The organism is Streptomyces clavuligerus (genome assembly GCF_005519465.1).
Taxonomy (GTDB): domain Bacteria; phylum Actinomycetota; class Actinomycetes; order Streptomycetales; family Streptomycetaceae; genus Streptomyces; species Streptomyces clavuligerus.
Genome location: NZ_CP027858.1, coordinates 3,076,830 through 3,091,484 on the forward strand (window position 1 = coordinate 3,076,830; position 14,655 = coordinate 3,091,484).

The 14,655-nt window shown below is 73.1% G+C and carries 13 protein-coding genes and 4 tRNA genes; 8 read left to right on the top strand and 9 right to left on the bottom strand.

Annotated elements, in window-relative coordinates; translation table 11 throughout:
- Positions 1-73 precede the first annotated feature (73 nt).
- Together CRV15_RS12840 and CRV15_RS12845 are read right to left on the bottom strand one after the other, a co-directional pair.
- Positions 74-1,312 carry a serine hydrolase domain-containing protein gene (locus CRV15_RS12840; RefSeq protein WP_003961222.1) on the bottom strand — a complete coding sequence of 413 codons (1,239 nt, stop codon included), beginning with the start codon at positions 1,310-1,312 and terminating at the stop codon, positions 74-76.
- Positions 1,313-1,583: 271 nt separating this feature from the next.
- A complete protein-coding gene (locus CRV15_RS12845) occupies positions 1,584-3,158 on the bottom strand; it encodes an alpha/beta fold hydrolase (protein WP_003954963.1) in 1,575 nt (524 codons plus the stop codon).
- 90 nt (positions 3,159-3,248) lie between these two features.
- Here CRV15_RS12845 and CRV15_RS12850 point away from each other — a divergent pair, with 90 nt between their 5' ends.
- Both CRV15_RS12850 and CRV15_RS12855 read left to right on the top strand, forming a co-directional pair.
- Positions 3,249-3,563 carry a 4a-hydroxytetrahydrobiopterin dehydratase gene (locus CRV15_RS12850; RefSeq protein ID WP_003961221.1) on the top strand — a complete coding sequence of 105 codons (315 nt, stop codon included), beginning with the start codon at positions 3,249-3,251 and terminating at the stop codon, positions 3,561-3,563.
- 108 nt (positions 3,564-3,671) lie between these two features.
- Positions 3,672-4,448 carry a fumarylacetoacetate hydrolase family protein gene (locus tag CRV15_RS12855; RefSeq protein WP_003954964.1) on the top strand — a complete coding sequence of 259 codons (777 nt, stop codon included), beginning with the start codon at positions 3,672-3,674 and terminating at the stop codon, positions 4,446-4,448.
- A 151-nt stretch (positions 4,449-4,599) separates the two neighbouring features.
- Here the strand turns inward: CRV15_RS12855 and CRV15_RS12860 are convergent.
- The 5 genes from CRV15_RS12860 to CRV15_RS12880 form a co-directional block, all read right to left on the bottom strand.
- Positions 4,600-4,672 (bottom strand) — tRNA-Lys (locus CRV15_RS12860).
- Between the two features lie 173 nt (positions 4,673-4,845).
- Positions 4,846-7,119 (bottom strand): DEAD/DEAH box helicase, encoded by a 2,274-nt coding sequence (locus CRV15_RS12865; protein WP_003961220.1) that lies wholly within the window; start codon positions 7,117-7,119, stop codon positions 4,846-4,848.
- 215 nt (positions 7,120-7,334) lie between these two features.
- The gene (locus CRV15_RS12870; RefSeq protein ID WP_003961219.1) at positions 7,335-7,973 is read right to left on the bottom strand and encodes a hypothetical protein; all 639 of its coding nucleotides are present in this window, start codon (positions 7,971-7,973) and stop codon (positions 7,335-7,337) included.
- Positions 7,974-8,242: 269 nt separating this feature from the next.
- Entirely contained in the window at positions 8,243-8,605 is a 363-nt protein-coding gene (locus CRV15_RS12875) for a fluoride efflux transporter FluC (RefSeq protein ID WP_003954968.1), read from the bottom strand.
- Complete coding sequence (locus CRV15_RS12880; RefSeq protein WP_003954969.1) at positions 8,602-9,186, bottom strand: fluoride efflux transporter FluC; 585 nt, start codon at positions 9,184-9,186, stop codon at positions 8,602-8,604. The genes CRV15_RS12875 and CRV15_RS12880 overlap by 4 nt, the downstream gene beginning before the upstream one ends.
- 271 nt (positions 9,187-9,457) lie before the next feature.
- Between CRV15_RS12880 and CRV15_RS12885 the strand changes: the two genes are divergently transcribed.
- From CRV15_RS12885 to CRV15_RS12910, 6 genes are all read left to right on the top strand, one after another.
- Positions 9,458-9,808, top strand: a complete 351-nt coding sequence (locus tag CRV15_RS12885; protein WP_003954971.1) for a metallopeptidase family protein — start codon at positions 9,458-9,460, stop codon at positions 9,806-9,808.
- A gap of 202 nt (positions 9,809-10,010) precedes the next feature.
- A complete protein-coding gene (locus CRV15_RS12890) occupies positions 10,011-11,618 on the top strand; it encodes a metallophosphoesterase (RefSeq protein ID WP_003954972.1) in 1,608 nt (535 codons plus the stop codon).
- A gap of 96 nt (positions 11,619-11,714) precedes the next feature.
- Positions 11,715-11,787: transfer RNA gene (locus CRV15_RS12895), tRNA-Glu, on the top strand.
- A gap of 38 nt (positions 11,788-11,825) precedes the next feature.
- Positions 11,826-11,900, top strand: a tRNA-Asp gene (locus tag CRV15_RS12900).
- A gap of 22 nt (positions 11,901-11,922) precedes the next feature.
- A tRNA-Phe gene (locus CRV15_RS12905) sits at positions 11,923-11,996 on the top strand.
- Positions 11,997-12,100: 104 nt separating this feature from the next.
- Positions 12,101-12,796, top strand: coding sequence for a hypothetical protein (locus CRV15_RS12910; protein WP_003954973.1), 696 nt, complete (start codon positions 12,101-12,103; stop codon positions 12,794-12,796).
- 39 nt (positions 12,797-12,835) lie between these two features.
- On the opposite strand, the gene CRV15_RS12915 is transcribed toward CRV15_RS12910, so the two are convergent.
- Positions 12,836-13,762 carry a cytochrome c biogenesis CcdA family protein gene (locus tag CRV15_RS12915; protein WP_003961217.1) on the bottom strand — a complete coding sequence of 309 codons (927 nt, stop codon included), beginning with the start codon at positions 13,760-13,762 and terminating at the stop codon, positions 12,836-12,838.
- Positions 13,759-14,640 carry a DsbA family protein gene (locus CRV15_RS12920; RefSeq protein ID WP_003961216.1) on the bottom strand — a complete coding sequence of 294 codons (882 nt, stop codon included), beginning with the start codon at positions 14,638-14,640 and terminating at the stop codon, positions 13,759-13,761. The genes CRV15_RS12915 and CRV15_RS12920 overlap by 4 nt, the downstream gene beginning before the upstream one ends.
- Between the last annotated feature and the right edge of the window lie 15 nt (positions 14,641-14,655).

Below are 14,655 nucleotides of genomic sequence, written 5' to 3' on the forward strand. Positions count from 1 at the left end.
CAGCAATGCGCGCACGCTCCCGCACCGCCCCTGACCGGCGCTGAATCGCTGAACAGGGCGCTGTCGGCGTCCGTTACGCCGATGGACCGGACCGGGGCTCCGGCGGGCAGAACGCCGCGTTCAGCGCCGCCTCGGGACTGCCGGCCCAGTCGGCGTTGGCGTTCACGACGAGGGACCGTCCGCCCCGCCCGTCGGCGTACACACCGGTGCGGGAACCATGGATTCCACCGGCGTGCCCCCATATCCCGACCCCGCACGGCAGCGTCGTCCAGCCCACACCGAGCCCGTAGCGGTGGCCCTCCTCGGTGGTCGGCACGGTCGTGGTCAGCTCCTTCTGCTGCGCGGGGGGCAGCAGCCGCCCGGACATCAGGGCACGGACGAAACGCTGGAGATCGCCGGTCGTCGAGATGATGTCCCCGGCGGCCCAGCCGGTGGAGGTGTTCAGCGCGGTGCCGTCGTGCACGGCTCCGGCGGGGTCGCCGAACGGGACCTTGGTGTAGCCGCGGCCCGAGGGCCGGGGCAGTGTCACCGAGTGGCGGGGCAGGGAGGTGTCCCGCATACCCAGGGGGCGCAGCACCCGCCGTTCGACCTCGTTCTCGTAGGACCGTCCGGTCACCTTCTGGATGATCAGCCCGGCCACGATGTAGTTGGTGTTGGAGTAGCGCCAGCCGGTGCCGGGGGCGAAGTCGGGGGCGGCGCGCACGGCCCAGCCGACCAGGCTCTCGGGGGTGTGCCGCTGGAAGCGGTTCTTCAGGAAGTCCCGGCCGATGTAACGGTCGAAGAACTCCCGGTTCGAGCTGTAGTCGCTGATGCCGCTGGTGTGGTTGAGGAGTTGGCGAATGGTCACCGCGGAGCCGTCGTGGCCATGGCCCGCGATCAGGCCGGGGAGCCACTGTTCGACGGTGTCGTCCAGGTCCAGCCGCCCTTCGGCCGCCAGCGTGAGGACCACGGCGGCGGTGAGACTCTTGGTGACCGACCCGATGCGGAAGCGGTCGTGGTGCCCGCGTCTCTCACCGGTCCGCAGATCGGCGACGCCCGCCGCGCCCCGCCAGGTGTACACGTTGCCGCCCGGCCCGCCACTGGTGACGGAGGCCAGCATTCCGGGCGTACCGGAGCGCACCGCGTCCTCAAGGACCTGCTGCACGGCGGCGCCCTGACGACCCCGGGGCCGGTCCTCCGCCGCGGTGGCCGTCGAGGCGACGGAGGCAGCGGAGGCGGCCGGCGCCTGAAGCAGTCCGACGGTGACGGCCGCCGCCGCCAGGGCCGCGCCGAGGACTCGGCCGGGGCCGGGGGTGGACGGTCGCGACGACATGGGTCCTCCTGTCTGCCGGAAGCGGATACAGGTGCGGGTACGGGTACGGATGCGGGCCGGGTGCGGGCGCACTCCTGAGAGCGGCGGCGCACCCGGCAGACAGGACTCAGAACCCTCGGCGGCCGTTGCCCGGTCCGGTGAGGTTGAGCGAGAACCAGCCAGATGAACGGGCGACAGCGGCGGTCAGACGGGCCGCATCGGCACCAGCGACGGGCGGGCCGCCCGGCCCATCCGCGTCGGCGGACGGCACCGGACAGCGTCCGACCGGCTCTTACCCACGGCCGCTAAGATAGGCGTTGATCGCCCGCTTCGGCTCCGGCAGCGCGTACATCCAGTGGCCCACGGTGTCCACGGTGAGCAGGGACGCCTTCGGGAAGACGGCGGCCATCCGCCGCGCGCCCGCGAGCGGGGTCGCGGCGTCGTGCGTCGCGTTGACCACGAGGACCGGCGGCAATGTGCCCTTGGCCTTCCCGGACAGACCCTCGACGTTCCCGGACAGACCCTTGGCCTTCCCGGACGGGGCCTCGGCCTTCCCGGACGGGGCCTTGGGCGGCATCCAGCCCTGGCAGCCGAGCACCATGTCCAGCGCCTGGGAGCTGTAGCGGACATACGGGGCGGCCTTCGCGACCCGTTCCCGGATGGCCCGGTACTCCGCCCAGTCCCTGATCCGGAGGTCGTCGTCCCGGCACAGCACGAGCTGCCAGGCGCGCTCCGGACCGGAGTCGCCCAGATGGACCTCGCCCGTGCCGCTGTGCAGAGCGGCGAGGTCCCGCGTCGCCGTCTCCGGGTCCAGCCTGCGGAGCGCTCCGTAGAGGTGGTCCACAAGCTGATCGGCGTCAATCTTCTCCTGGGTGGGCCCGTCCGTCCCCGGCGCCCGGAGCGTGCCCGCGTCGGCGCGGGCGAACAGCTCCCTGGTGACGTCGATCAGCCTCTGCCCCTTCAACGCGCAGGAGGTGTCCTTCTCGCACAGGGCCAGCAGCTTCTCGAAGATGTCGTCGACGGCGGCACTGCCCTCAGTGAGGAACCGCTCGGCGCCCACCCGCCCCGGGGCCACCGCGCTGTCCAGGGCCAGCGCCCGGAGCCGCTGCGGAAAGAGACGCGCGTACCGCTCACCGATGGAGGTGCCGTACGAGTGCCCCAGGAAGCTGATCCTCTGCTCTCCGACGGCGGCGCGCAGCGCGTCCATGTCACGGGCCACGCTCTCGGTGTCCATATGGGCGGCGAGCGGCCCCATCTGCCGCAGACAGCTCTCCGCGAGCTGTCCGTTCAGGGTGCGCAACCGCTCGAACTCGGCGGCGTCGCGGGGCCGGGACGGAATCTTCCCGGCGATCGACTCGTCACAGCGGATGCCTTCGCTGCGGCCGATGCCGCGCGGGTCGAAGGAGACGATGTCGAAGCGCTGGAGCATCTCCGGGGTGTAGCCGTCGTACGGATCGTCCGCGTACATCGCGGCATCGGCGCCGGGGTTCCCGGGCCCGCCCGGGTTCGTCATCAGTACCCCGACCCGCTTCCCGGGCTCGGTCGCCCGGTACCGGGCGACGAAGACCGAGGTCTTCGGCCCCTGTGGATTGGCCCAGTCCACCGGCACCCGGAGCGTTCCGCACTGCGCCCGGGGGCTGGGGTCGGGCATGGGCGGATTGGCGGGGCAGGCCCCCCAGCGGATCGGCGGCGGTGCGACCGCCGTGGCCCCGGCCCCCTCCTGGGCCACGGCCGCACCGGGAGCAACCACGGCGGCGGACGCCGACAGGGCCAGCAGCACCGACAGGGCCCGCCGCCGGACGACTGGACGCCGCTGCGAGTGCGGGCGCGGGTGCGGATTCGGCAGGACACGCGTACTCATATGCATGCGCGCCACTGTCCCGGCCACGCATGATGGCGCCTCGATGAGCGTATGACCGGAACGTAACCGAGCCGACCCGCCCCGAAGGAGCCCCGCGTGCCCGCGACCCCGCTGACCGAGACCGAACTCGCCCAGGTCCTCACCGACCTCCCCGACTGGACCGTCCGGAACGGAAAGCTCACCGCCACCTTCAGGGCCGACCGCCCCGCCGTACCCGCCCTCTACGCCGCCGTCGCGGCGGCCGAGGACGAGGCCAACCACCACGCCGAGGTCACGATCCTCTACGGCACCATCGGCTTCGCCCTCAACACCCATGACGCCGGGGACGCGATCACCGCCCTCGACACGGCGATGGCCACCCGCCTCACCGCCCTCGCCGACGCGCACGGTGCCCGGCCGACCGGGAACTGACCTGCCCGTCACGTCTGGGCCACCACCGCGTTGAAGGATCGTGACCTTCACGCTTTCGTCCATGGAGCGGCTTTCCCCGCTCCCACGGCGTGCCTACGATCCCGGTCTATGGAAGGACATCGGTTCACCCGCTTCGCACACCGCAGTGATACGCGGTACGGCCGTACGGACGGCATCACGGTGGAGTTCCTGGACGGGGACCCCGTACGGAGCGCCGCCAGGCCCACAGGAGAGACCGTTCCGTTGAAGGACGTACGGCTTCTCGCTCCGGTCCGCCCCGGGAAGATCGTGGCCGTGGGCCGGAACTACGCCGACCATATCGCCGAGACGGGCATGGGCGCACCGGCCGTACCCCGGCTCTTCTTCAAACCGCCGTCCGCCGTGATCGGACCGGACGAGCCCATCCACTACCCACCCCAGTCCCGGCAGGTCGAGCACGAAGCGGAACTGGCCGTCGTCATCGGCCGCACCACCCGGGCCGTACCGGCGGCGGACGCGCTCTCCCACGTCTTCGGCTACACCTGCGCCAACGACGTGACGGCCCGGGACATCCAGAAGGCGGACGGGCAGCCGTCGTGGGCCAAGGCGTTCGACACGTTCTGCCCACTCGGCCCCTGGATCACCACCGGACTCGACCCGGCGGACCTGGAGATCCAGTGCCACATCAACGGCGAACGCCGACAGCACGCCCGCACCAGCCGACTGCTCACCCCGGTCGCCGACCTGATCGCGTACATCAGCGCCGCCGTCACCCTGGACCCCGGGGACATCATCCTCACCGGCACCCCCGCCGGAGTGGGACCGATCGCCCCCGGGGACACCGTGGAGGTCTCCATCAGCGGCGTCGGCACCCTGTCCAACCCGGTCGCCTCAGCGGCGCAATAGCTCGGCGAACACCCGTCCGACGGCGAGCCGGGCATGCTTCGGGCATGCAGACGCCCACCCGCGCCCCCCAACACCGAAGCGCCCCACCCGGCCAAAGCCAAATGGGGCGCTTCTTCGCAGGTCACGGGCTTGCGCCCGCCCCCGCACTCGGTAGGCCGTGTCGGACTCGAACCGACAACCAACGGATTAAAAGTCCGCTGCTCTGCCAATTGAGCTAACGGCCCGCTACGAGTCATCCCCGAGCATAGCTTCCCATGGCGCGTGAGCCGATCGGGTATCCGATCAAACGTGGGCGGCGAAGGGGGAAAGACGGATTCCGGGCCGGGAACGGGACAGCGCCCGTGTCGCGGGGACACGGGCGCTGGTCGTCGTCACGGCCCGGGGCCGGGACGAGGGGTCAGCCGTTGCGCTTCCAGCGCGGCTTGTCGTCGCGGCGGCCGAAGGAGCCGGTGTTGCTGCCGCCACGGTGGTCGTCGCGGCGGCCGTGCGGGCGGTCCGAGCCGCCGGAGCGGTAGCCGCCCGAGGGGCGGTCGTCGTGGCGGTCGCGGTTGAACGGGCGGTCGCTGCCCCGGTGGGCGGACGGACGGTCGTCGCGGCGGAACGAACCACCACGGTCGTCGCGGCGCTCGAACGAACGACCACCACGGTCATCGCCACGGAACGACGAACCACCACGGTCGTCACGGCGCTCGAACGAACGACCACCACGGTCGTCACCACGGAACGACGAACCACCACGGTCATCACGACGGAACGAACCACCACGGTCATCACGACGCTCGAACGAACGACCACCACGGTCATCGCCACGGAACGACGAACCACCACGGTCGTCACGGCGCTCGAACGAACGACCACCACGGTCGTCACCACGGAACGACGAACCACCACGGTCATCACGACGGAACGAACCACCACGGTCATCACGACGCTCGAACGAACGACCACCACGGTCATCGCCACGCTCGTCCCGGCGGTCGAACGAACGCCCGCGGCGCTCGAAGTTGCCCCGGTCGTCCCGGCGCTCCACCGGCTGCTCCGCGGCCTTCGCGGCGGCCACAGCGGCCTCCAGCTCGGCCCCGGCGGCCTCGGCCACCTCGGCGACGGCCGCCTCGGGGTCCTCGCCGCGCTCGCGCGCCGCGCGGGCCACCAGACGGTCGGCCTCCTCGCGCAGCTCGACGGCGCGCCGCTGGATGCGCTCCAGCTGGCGGGTGAGGTCGGCGACCTCGCGCTCGGCCTGCTTGGCGGCGTTGTTCGCGGAGTCCGCCTGGACCTCGGTCAGCGAACGCGCGCCGGTGATCTCGGCGACCTCCGGGTCGAACGCGCCCGCGCCGCCCACGATGTGCCGCGACGCCTCGACGCCCGCGTCCTCCATCAGACGGAAGATCTGACGGCGCTGGTGCGGCAGGGACAGCGAGACGACGGTGCCCGACTTGCCCGCACGCGCGGTACGGCCGGAACGGTGCAGATAGTCCTTGTGGTCACCGGCCGGGTCCACGTTCAGGACCAGGTCGATGCCGTCGACGTGGATACCGCGCGCGGCGACGTCGGTCGCGACCAGCGCGTTGACGTAGCCGTCCTTGAAGTCCGCCAGCGTCCGGGTACGCGCGCCCTGGGTCATACCACCGTGCAGCGCGTCGGCCTTCACACCCGCCTCGCGGAGCTGCTCGGCGATGCGGTCCGCGCCGAGCTGGGTGCGGACGAAGATGATCGTGCGGCCCTTGCGGGCGGCGATCGCGGCGGTGACCGGCGCCTTGTCCTTCGGCTTCACGACGAGGACGTGGTGGGTCATGGTGGTGACATTGCCCTGGGCGCTGTCGACCTCGTGGCTGACCGGGTTGGTCAGGTAGCGCTTGACCAGCGTGGAGATCTCGTTCTCCATGGTGGCCGAGAAGAGCATCCGCTGACCGCCCCCGGGGACCTGGTCGAGCAGCTCGGTGACCTCGGGCAGGAAGCCCAGGTCGGACATCTGGTCGGCCTCGTCGAGGACGGCGACCTCGACGTTCTCCAGGGAGCAGGCGCCGCGGTTGATGATGTCGCGCAGTCGGCCCGGGGTGGCAACGAGGATGTCGACACCGCGCTCCAGCGCGTAGATCTGGTTGCCCATGGACGTACCGCCGCAGACGACCTTCATCTTCAGGCCGAGCACATCGCCGTACGGCTGGAGCGCGTCCGCGACCTGCATGGCCAGCTCACGGGTCGGGGTGAGGATGACCGCGCGGGGCTTCTTCTTCTCGGTGCGGCCCTGGGCGAGACGCGCCAGGGTCGGCAGACCGAACGACAGGGTCTTGCCGGAGCCGGTGCGGCCACGGCCGAGGATGTCCTTGCCGGCCAGGGCGTCCGGGATGGTCGCCGCCTGGATCGGGAACGGGGTGGTCACGCCGTTCTGCGCCAGCTTGCGGACGACGCCCTCGGGAAGCCCCAGGTCGGCGAAGGTGATCGTGGGCTCGGCGGTGGCGGAGTCGTCGGCGGTCTCGACGTCGGCCTCGACCTCGATCCCGTCCTCCTCGATCCCGTCCTCGTCGGCGACAGCGACGGCCTCGACGACGGCCTGCGCGGCGGTCTCGACGACCTCGGGGGCCTCGGGGGCCGTCTCGACGGCGACGGAGTCGACCACGGCGGTCTCCTCGTCAGCGGGCAGGACGGCGTGATCGTTACTGAAATTGGACATGCGAAATGCGAAACCTTCCGGAGTCTCGGCACGCGCCCAAACTCCGTGATTCGCAAATCGACCGCCTCGATGCGGTCAGCCACGGCAAGGGAGAGTACGCGCCACACGGCGCGCTTCTTCTTCGGCGCCGGGCAATGGGATCAAACGATCTACCACCATACGCACCCTCCCCCGCCGAAGGCAAACACCGCTCGGGTGACCCTCGGCACACCCGCTCACATCACGCCGTCGAACCGCGCCGCCGACCCCGGGCGGCCCGCCGGGCTCCCGTCCCCGTCCACCACCGTCATCCGCAGGTCCCCCGCGGCCTGCGCCTCGGGCGGCGGGGTGGGCGACGACGGCTCCTCCGTGGGCTCGGCGGGCACCGGCGTGGGGCTCTCCACCGGCGGCTCCGGCGACGGCACCACCGGCGTCACGGGGGACGGGGGCACCACGGGGACCGAGCCACCGTCCTTGGTCGGCGTCGGCGCGGGCCCCGGCGGCTTCGGCCGGACCGGCGCCTGGCCCCCGCCGCCACCGCTCCCGCCGCCGCCCGGTGCGGGCCTGGACGCGGTCCCCGGGGTCCCGGCGCCGCTCGGGCTCCGGGACTCCTCCCGCGCGCCGCGCCGCCCGTCGTCCCCCGTGGCCTCCGCACCGGTACGCGTGGCCCGCGGCCCGGTGCCGTCGAGCACCCGACCGCCGGGCCCCGCGTGGCCGCCGTCGGGCTCCGCGACGGTGTCCTGCCGGTCCGCCGAAGGGCTGGGTCCGGGCTTGCGGCCTCCCCCCTTGTCGTCGCTCACGCTCATACAGCCCGCCGAGGCCGCGAGCGCCAGCGAGGCGGCGAACGCGGCAGCGAGACGGGCAGGGGCGGACATACGGCGCACGAGGGCACCTCCGGGGCGAAGCAGGGGACAGAAGGACGGTCACCCTGCCCAACTCCCTGCGCCCCGCCGGGGACACGCCCCGTGCCTGACGAGTACACGCCCCGGACGCCGTACGACACCGGGCACCGGGCACACCGGCACACCGCGCTCCGGACAGACCGGACGCCGTACGGCACCGGGCACCGGGCACCGGGCACCGGGCACCGGGCACCGGGCACCGGGCACCGGGCAGTGGACTCCGTCAGCCTCACCGGCAGGCGTCACCCCAGCAGTACGCGCCCCAGCTCCACACCCGCGTACAGCGTCCCGATCCCCACGCCCACCGACGCGCCCACCTGCGCCGCCGCGAGCCCCGCCCGCCCCTGCTCGGCCAGCCGCAGCGTCTCGTACGAGAACGTCGAGAACGTGCTGAGCGCACCGCACAGCCCCGTACCGAGCAGGGCGTACGCGGACGGGTCCACCGCCGCCCCGGTGAGCACCCCCAGCACCAGGCAGCCGACGGCGTTGACCGTCAGCGTTCCCCAGGGGAACAGCGTGTCGTGGCGCGTCTGCACCGCGCGGTCGGTCAGATAGCGCAGCGGCGCGCCGACCGCCGCGCCGACCGCCACCAGCAGCCAGCTCACCGGGCCCGCCGGACCATGGCCGCCCGGGTGGCGCGGGCGGTCAGCCAGACGGCGGCGACACAGAGGACGACCGACCCCGCCGCGTAGAGCAGCGCCTGCCCGGTGGCCCCGCGTCCGACCAGGGTGTGGAAGTCGCCCGCGTACGCCGAGAACGTGGTGAACCCGCCCAGGACCCCGACGCCCGCGAACGGCCGTACGAGGGGATGCGCGGCCCTGCGCACCGGGGCGCCACCGTCGCCCGCAGCATCCGCCGTATCCGTCGCATCCGCCGTGACCAGCGGCATCAGCACGCCCATGAGCGCGGAGCCGCTGACATTGATCGTCAGCGTGGTCCAGGGGAAACCCTCGCCCGACCAGGGCCAGGCCACGGAGAGCGCGTACCGGGCGAGCGCTCCGATCACGCCACCCGCCGCGATCACCGCGAGCAGCGGCAGCCGCCGCGCCCCGGCCATCTCCGCGCGCTGCTCCGGTACCCGGAGATCCACATCCGGATCGACGGCCTCAAGGACCGCCGCGCCCGCGCCGCCGGCCCGGCCCCCGGGGCGGTGCGCGGAGGAAGGGGGGTGTTCACCTGTCGCCACGGACGCCATTCTCCCGCCGTCCGCCGACCGCCCGCAGCCACGACCGGCCGTCCGGGGACCCCGCGCACGAGTCGTTCACGGGGTGCTCCGGAAGCATGGCCGAATTCCCCCGTGAGCCCCGTCGCCCCTGCGTACGGGCCCTGATCGGCCCGGTCTACGGCACCTGTCCGACCCCGCGTACGGGGTTTCGTCCACAGCCTGTGCACGGCTTCGCGCGCCCTGCTGCCCCCGGCCCCCGCCGGAAGTGATTCCGCTCACGGAGAATGGCCGTGTGCTGGATATGACGCGAGACGCCTTTGAAGAGCTGGTGGCCGAGGCCCTGGACACGATCCCGCCCGAGCTGACCCGGGTCATGGACAACGTGGCCGTGTTCGTGGAGGACGAGCCCGACCCCTCCGACCCGGAGCTGCTCGGCCTGTACGAGGGCACCCCGCTCACCGAGCGCGGCGAGTGGTACGCCGGGGTGCTCCCCGACCGGATCTCGATCTACATGGGGCCCACGCTCCGCTACTGCGAGACCCGCGAGGACGTGGTGCACGAGGTCGCCGTGACCGTCGTCCACGAGATCGCCCACCACTTCGGCATCGACGACGACCGGCTGCACGAGCTGGGCTGGGGCTGATCCGGCCGCCCCCGCGCCCGACCCGTCCCCCACCCCCACGCACCACGCACCACGCACCACGCACCACGCACCACGCACCACGCACCACGCACCACGCACACAACGACAGCGCGCACAGCAGAGACCGCGGAAACCGCGGAGACCGAACAGCGCCCCGTCCGGCCGTCGCATACGGCGTCGGCCGGACGGGCATACCGGCCCAATGGCACGCGTACGCGCAGCCCTGGCCCGGCTGCGAAACCGTCTCCGGAACCGTCTTCGGAACCGTCTCCGCAGCCGTCCTCGACCCCGGGTGCGCCCCACCCGCCCCACCGACACCACCGGCCTCCGGGCCGCCGCGGTACCCCCCTGGTCGCACGGGCTCGGCCTGATCGCCGTCGTCGTGACCGGCGCCTGGCTCGGACTGCTGATCGCGGGCGGAGTGCGCACCTCCATCGGCCCCGTGGACACCCGGATGGCCCTGCGCCCCGACCTCCGGGGCGGCACCCGCATCGACATCGCCCCGCTCGGCGCGCTCCATCTCGACTCCCACACCGCGCCGGTCCGTCTCGATGTCTCCGTGGACCGGCTGGACCCGGTGCGCTCCCGGGCCCTCGTCGAGCACCCCGAACGGCTCGCCGGGCTCCAGGACGAGGTGGCGCGCGATGTGGCCGCGGGCACCGCGGAACTCGTCCTGCGCTCCGGCGCCGCCGTCCTCGGCGGCGCGAGCGCGCTCGGCCTCGCCGTCTACCGCCGTCCGCGCCGCGCCCTCGCCGCGGGCGGACTCGCGCTGACCCTGCTCGCCCTCTCCGGCGCGGTCGCCACCGTCACCTGGAACCCGCGATCCGTGCTGGAGCCCCGCTTCTCCGGGCTGCTCACCGGCGCGCCCTCGCTCGTCGGCGACGCCCGTTCCATCGTCAGCGACTTCGACGTCTACCAGCGGGAGCTGGCCCGGCTGGTCACCAACGCCACCCGGCTGTACGAGGCGGCCTCCAGCCTCCCGACCTACCGGCCGAGTCCGCTGACCGCCCGGGTGCTGCACGTCTCCGACATCCATCTCAACCCGGCGGCCTGGCATGTCATCGGCACCCTCGTGGAGCAGTACCGCATCGATGTGATCGTCGACTCCGGCGACACCATGGACCACGGCACCGCCGCCGAGAACGGCTTCCTGGACCCGATCGCCGATCTGGGCGCGCCCTATGTGTGGGTGCGCGGCAACCACGACTCGGCCACCACACAGGCGTATCTGGAACGGATGGACAACGTCCGGGTGCTCGACCACGGCAGGGCCGTCACGGTGGCCGGGCTGCGGATCGCGGGCAGCGGGGACCCGCGGTTCACCCCCGACCGCTCGACGCCCGCCCTCGGCGAGCCGGCCGAACGGATGACGGGCATCCGGCTCGCCTCCGCCCTGCGCGACCAGACCCGCGCGGGGACACCCGCCGACCTCGCGGTGGTGCACGACCCGATCGCCGCCCGGGAGACCGACGGCACCGTCCCGCTCGTCCTGGCGGGCCATGTCCACCGCCGGGTGAACGAGGTGCTCCCGCACGGCACCCGGCTGAGGACCGAGGGCTCCACGGGCGGCGGCGGGCTGCGCGCCCTCCAGAACAGGAGCGGCGAGCCGGAGAGGATACGGGCGTCGGTGCTCTATCTGGACCGGGGCACCCGGCGGCTCCAGGCGTGGGACGAGATCACCCTCGGCGGTCTGGGGCTGGCCACGGCCGAGGTCAGCCGCCGCCTCCCGGACACGGCCGACGACGGACGCGGGGCCCCGCCCGGGGACCGGCGGGCGGACCGGCGCGAGACCCCGGGGAAGGACCGCTGAGGACCCTTGGCGAAAAGCGTTTTGGCGATACCTCCTGCCATCCCATATGCTTCTCACGTCCCCGACGCGCTGACGAAGCGCCCAGGCGGGCCCTTAGCCCTCATCGTCTAGTGGCCCAGGACGCCGCCCTTTCAAGGCGGTAGCACGGGTTCGAATCCCGTTGGGGGCACGCTTTACCTGTGCGAGACTGGTGCTCGCACAACGCTTGGTCCTGTGGAGCAGTTTGGAGTGCTCGCCACCCTGTCAAGGTGGAGGCCGCGGGTTCAAATCCCGTCAGGACCGCTACGGCCCCCGTGGTCGTAACGGCTGGGTAGCTCAGTTGGTACGAGCGTCCGCCTGAAAAGCGGAAGGTCGCCGGTTCGACCCCGGCCCCAGCCACCTTCGCCCCTCGGGGCACACGGCCCCATCGGAGCGTTCCGGTGGGGCTGTTCTCGTGCGCTCGTGTGCTCGTGCCCCCAGGGCTGCTCATGTCTCATCAAGACATGACGCCGCGCACCGTCCACCGCCCCGGCCCCCGTCCCCCGGTGTCCGTGGAGCCCGAGGAGTCCGACCGGGTCTGGTACGTCGCCTACGGCTCGAACATGGACCCGGCGCGGTTGCGCCGCTATCTCCGGGGCGGACGGGCTCCCGGCGCGGCCCGGAGCCACCCGGGGTGCCGGAACCCGGCCGACCCTGTACGGACCGTCTCCGTGGAACTCCCCGGGCTGCTGTACTTCGCCACGGAATCACCCGTATGGACCGGCGGCAGCGCCTTCTACGACCCCTCCCCCGGCCCCGGGCACCCGGGCTCCCCCGTCCTGGCCCGCGCCCATCTCGTCACCGCGGGGCAGTTCCGCGACATCGCCGCCCAAGAGGCGCGCCGGCCCCCCGGGTGGTGTCCCGGCCTCCGGGAGGTGATCGGGACGGGCCGGGCGCGGGCGGCGGCACCGGCGCGGTACGGGACGCTGCTGTGCCCCGGTTCGCTGAACGGGGTGCCCCTGCTGACCGTCACCGGGCCCTGGTCCTGGACGGAGGCCGCCCTGAACAGCCCGTCGGCGGTGTATCTGCGGCACCTCGCGGTCGGGCTGCTCGCGGCGGGCACCTGGGACGGCGGCTGCGTCGCCCGCTATCTGGCCGGGGCCCCGGGGGCGGCCGGGGCCTGGACCCCCGGGGCGGTCCGGGCCCTGACGGCGGTGTGACGCCGCCGGAGCCCGGCCGAAGGGCCCCGCGCCGACGGCTCAGGCCGACTCGCGGGCGTCCCCCACCGTCTCGTTCCCCAGCAGCCCGGCGTCCGTCCCGTTCCCCAGGAGTCCGGTGTCCGTCCCGTTCCCCATGGGCCCGGCGCCGGTTCCGCGGCGCCTCCAGCCCCGTGCCCCGAGGACGACGGCGACCGCCGCCACCAGGCCGAGCAGCAGCGCCCAGTCGGGGACGGCCGTGCCGACCTCGCCCGCCCAGCGTTCGGCCGTGAACGAGTCGTCGACCGACAGCAGCCCGGGGAGCGCGGTGGTCCCGTCGAAGACCAGGAAGAGCGAGCCGAGCACGATGAAGAACAGCCCCGAGGCCAGCGAGGTGGTGTGCGGGCGGAAGCGGCCGAGGTGCAGCCGGCGGCCGCGCAGCCAGCCCCGGCGGCCGAGGTCGAAACGGTCCCAGAGCAGGGCGAGCAGAAAGAGCGGCACCGCCATGCCCAGGGCGTAGACCGCGAGCAGCAGCCCGCCGTAGACGGGGCTGCCGCTGAGCGCGGAGACGGTCAGCACACTGCCGAGGATGGGGCCCGCGCAGAAGCCCGCGAGGCCGTAGACGAGACCGAGGGCGTAGACGGGGGCGGCGGTCACCGGGCGGAGCCGGCCGGAGATCTCGGCCATCCGGCGGGAGGCGAAACCGAGGCCCAGGATCTGGGCCACGCCGAGCGCGATGATCAGCCAGCCGCCGACGGCGACGAGCAGATCGCGGTTGCCGTAGAAGAAGCGGCCCGCGTACGAGCCCGCGACACCGAGGGGGACCAGGGTGGTCGCGAGACCGGCGTAGAAGATGCCCGTCCGGAGCAGCAGTCTGCCCGCCGAGTCCAGCGAGTACGCGAAGAACGCGGGCAGCAGCAGCGCGCTGCACGGGCTGACCAGGGCGAGCAGTCCGCCGAGGAAGGCGGCCAGATAGCCGATGTCCGTCATCGTCCGGCCCCCTCCTCCGGCTCAGCGGAACCCGGCGCGGGGGAACCCTGATCCGCCGGGCTCTGATCCGCCGGGGCCTGATCCGCCGGACCGGCCTTCTCCGCGGGGCCCGCCGTGCCGGAGGGCTCGGGGGCCGCCCGGTGCGCGGCCTCGATGGCCTCGGTGAAGGTCTCCATGGGCTGCGCGCCCGCGATGGGACGTCCGTTGACCAGGAAGGACGGCGTGGAGCTCGCGCCGAGCTGATACGCCTCCTCCTGGTCCTTGCGCACGGCGGCCTTCGCCTCCGCGCTGTCGAGGTCCCGGGCGAAGCGGTCGGCGTCCTTGACGCCCGCCTCCTCGGCCAGCTCCTTCAGCCGCTCCTCGCCGAAGCCCTTCTCCTTGGAGCCGTCCGCGTAGGCGGCGGCGTGGAACTGCCAGAAACGGCCCTGCCGGCCCGCGGCCCAGGCGGCCCGCGCGGCGGCCTCGGACTCCGCGCCGAAGATCGGGAAGTTGCGCCACTCGATCCGCAGCACACCGGAGTCCACATACTTCTCGATCAGCCCGGGCTCGGTGTCCCGGGCGAACTTGCCACAGAAACCGCACTTGAAGTCGGCGTACTCGATCAGGACGACGGGCGCGTCGGCCCGCCCCACGGCGAGCGGGTCGGCGGCGTCGCGCCGGGCGAGCCGGGCCAGCTCGGCGTAGACCCCGCTCTGCGGATCGGCGGAGACCTCGGCGGGCGCGGACGCGGAGGACCGGGCCGGGGAGTCGTCGGGGCGGGTCGCGGTGTACGAGGCGATGCCGAGCAGCAGCGCCGCGACCACGACGCCGGAGCCGATGACCACGGACTTGCGCGAGCGCCGGTCGGCCGGACGGGAGGTGCGGGAAGGGGAGGGCATGGTGGTTCGGTTCTC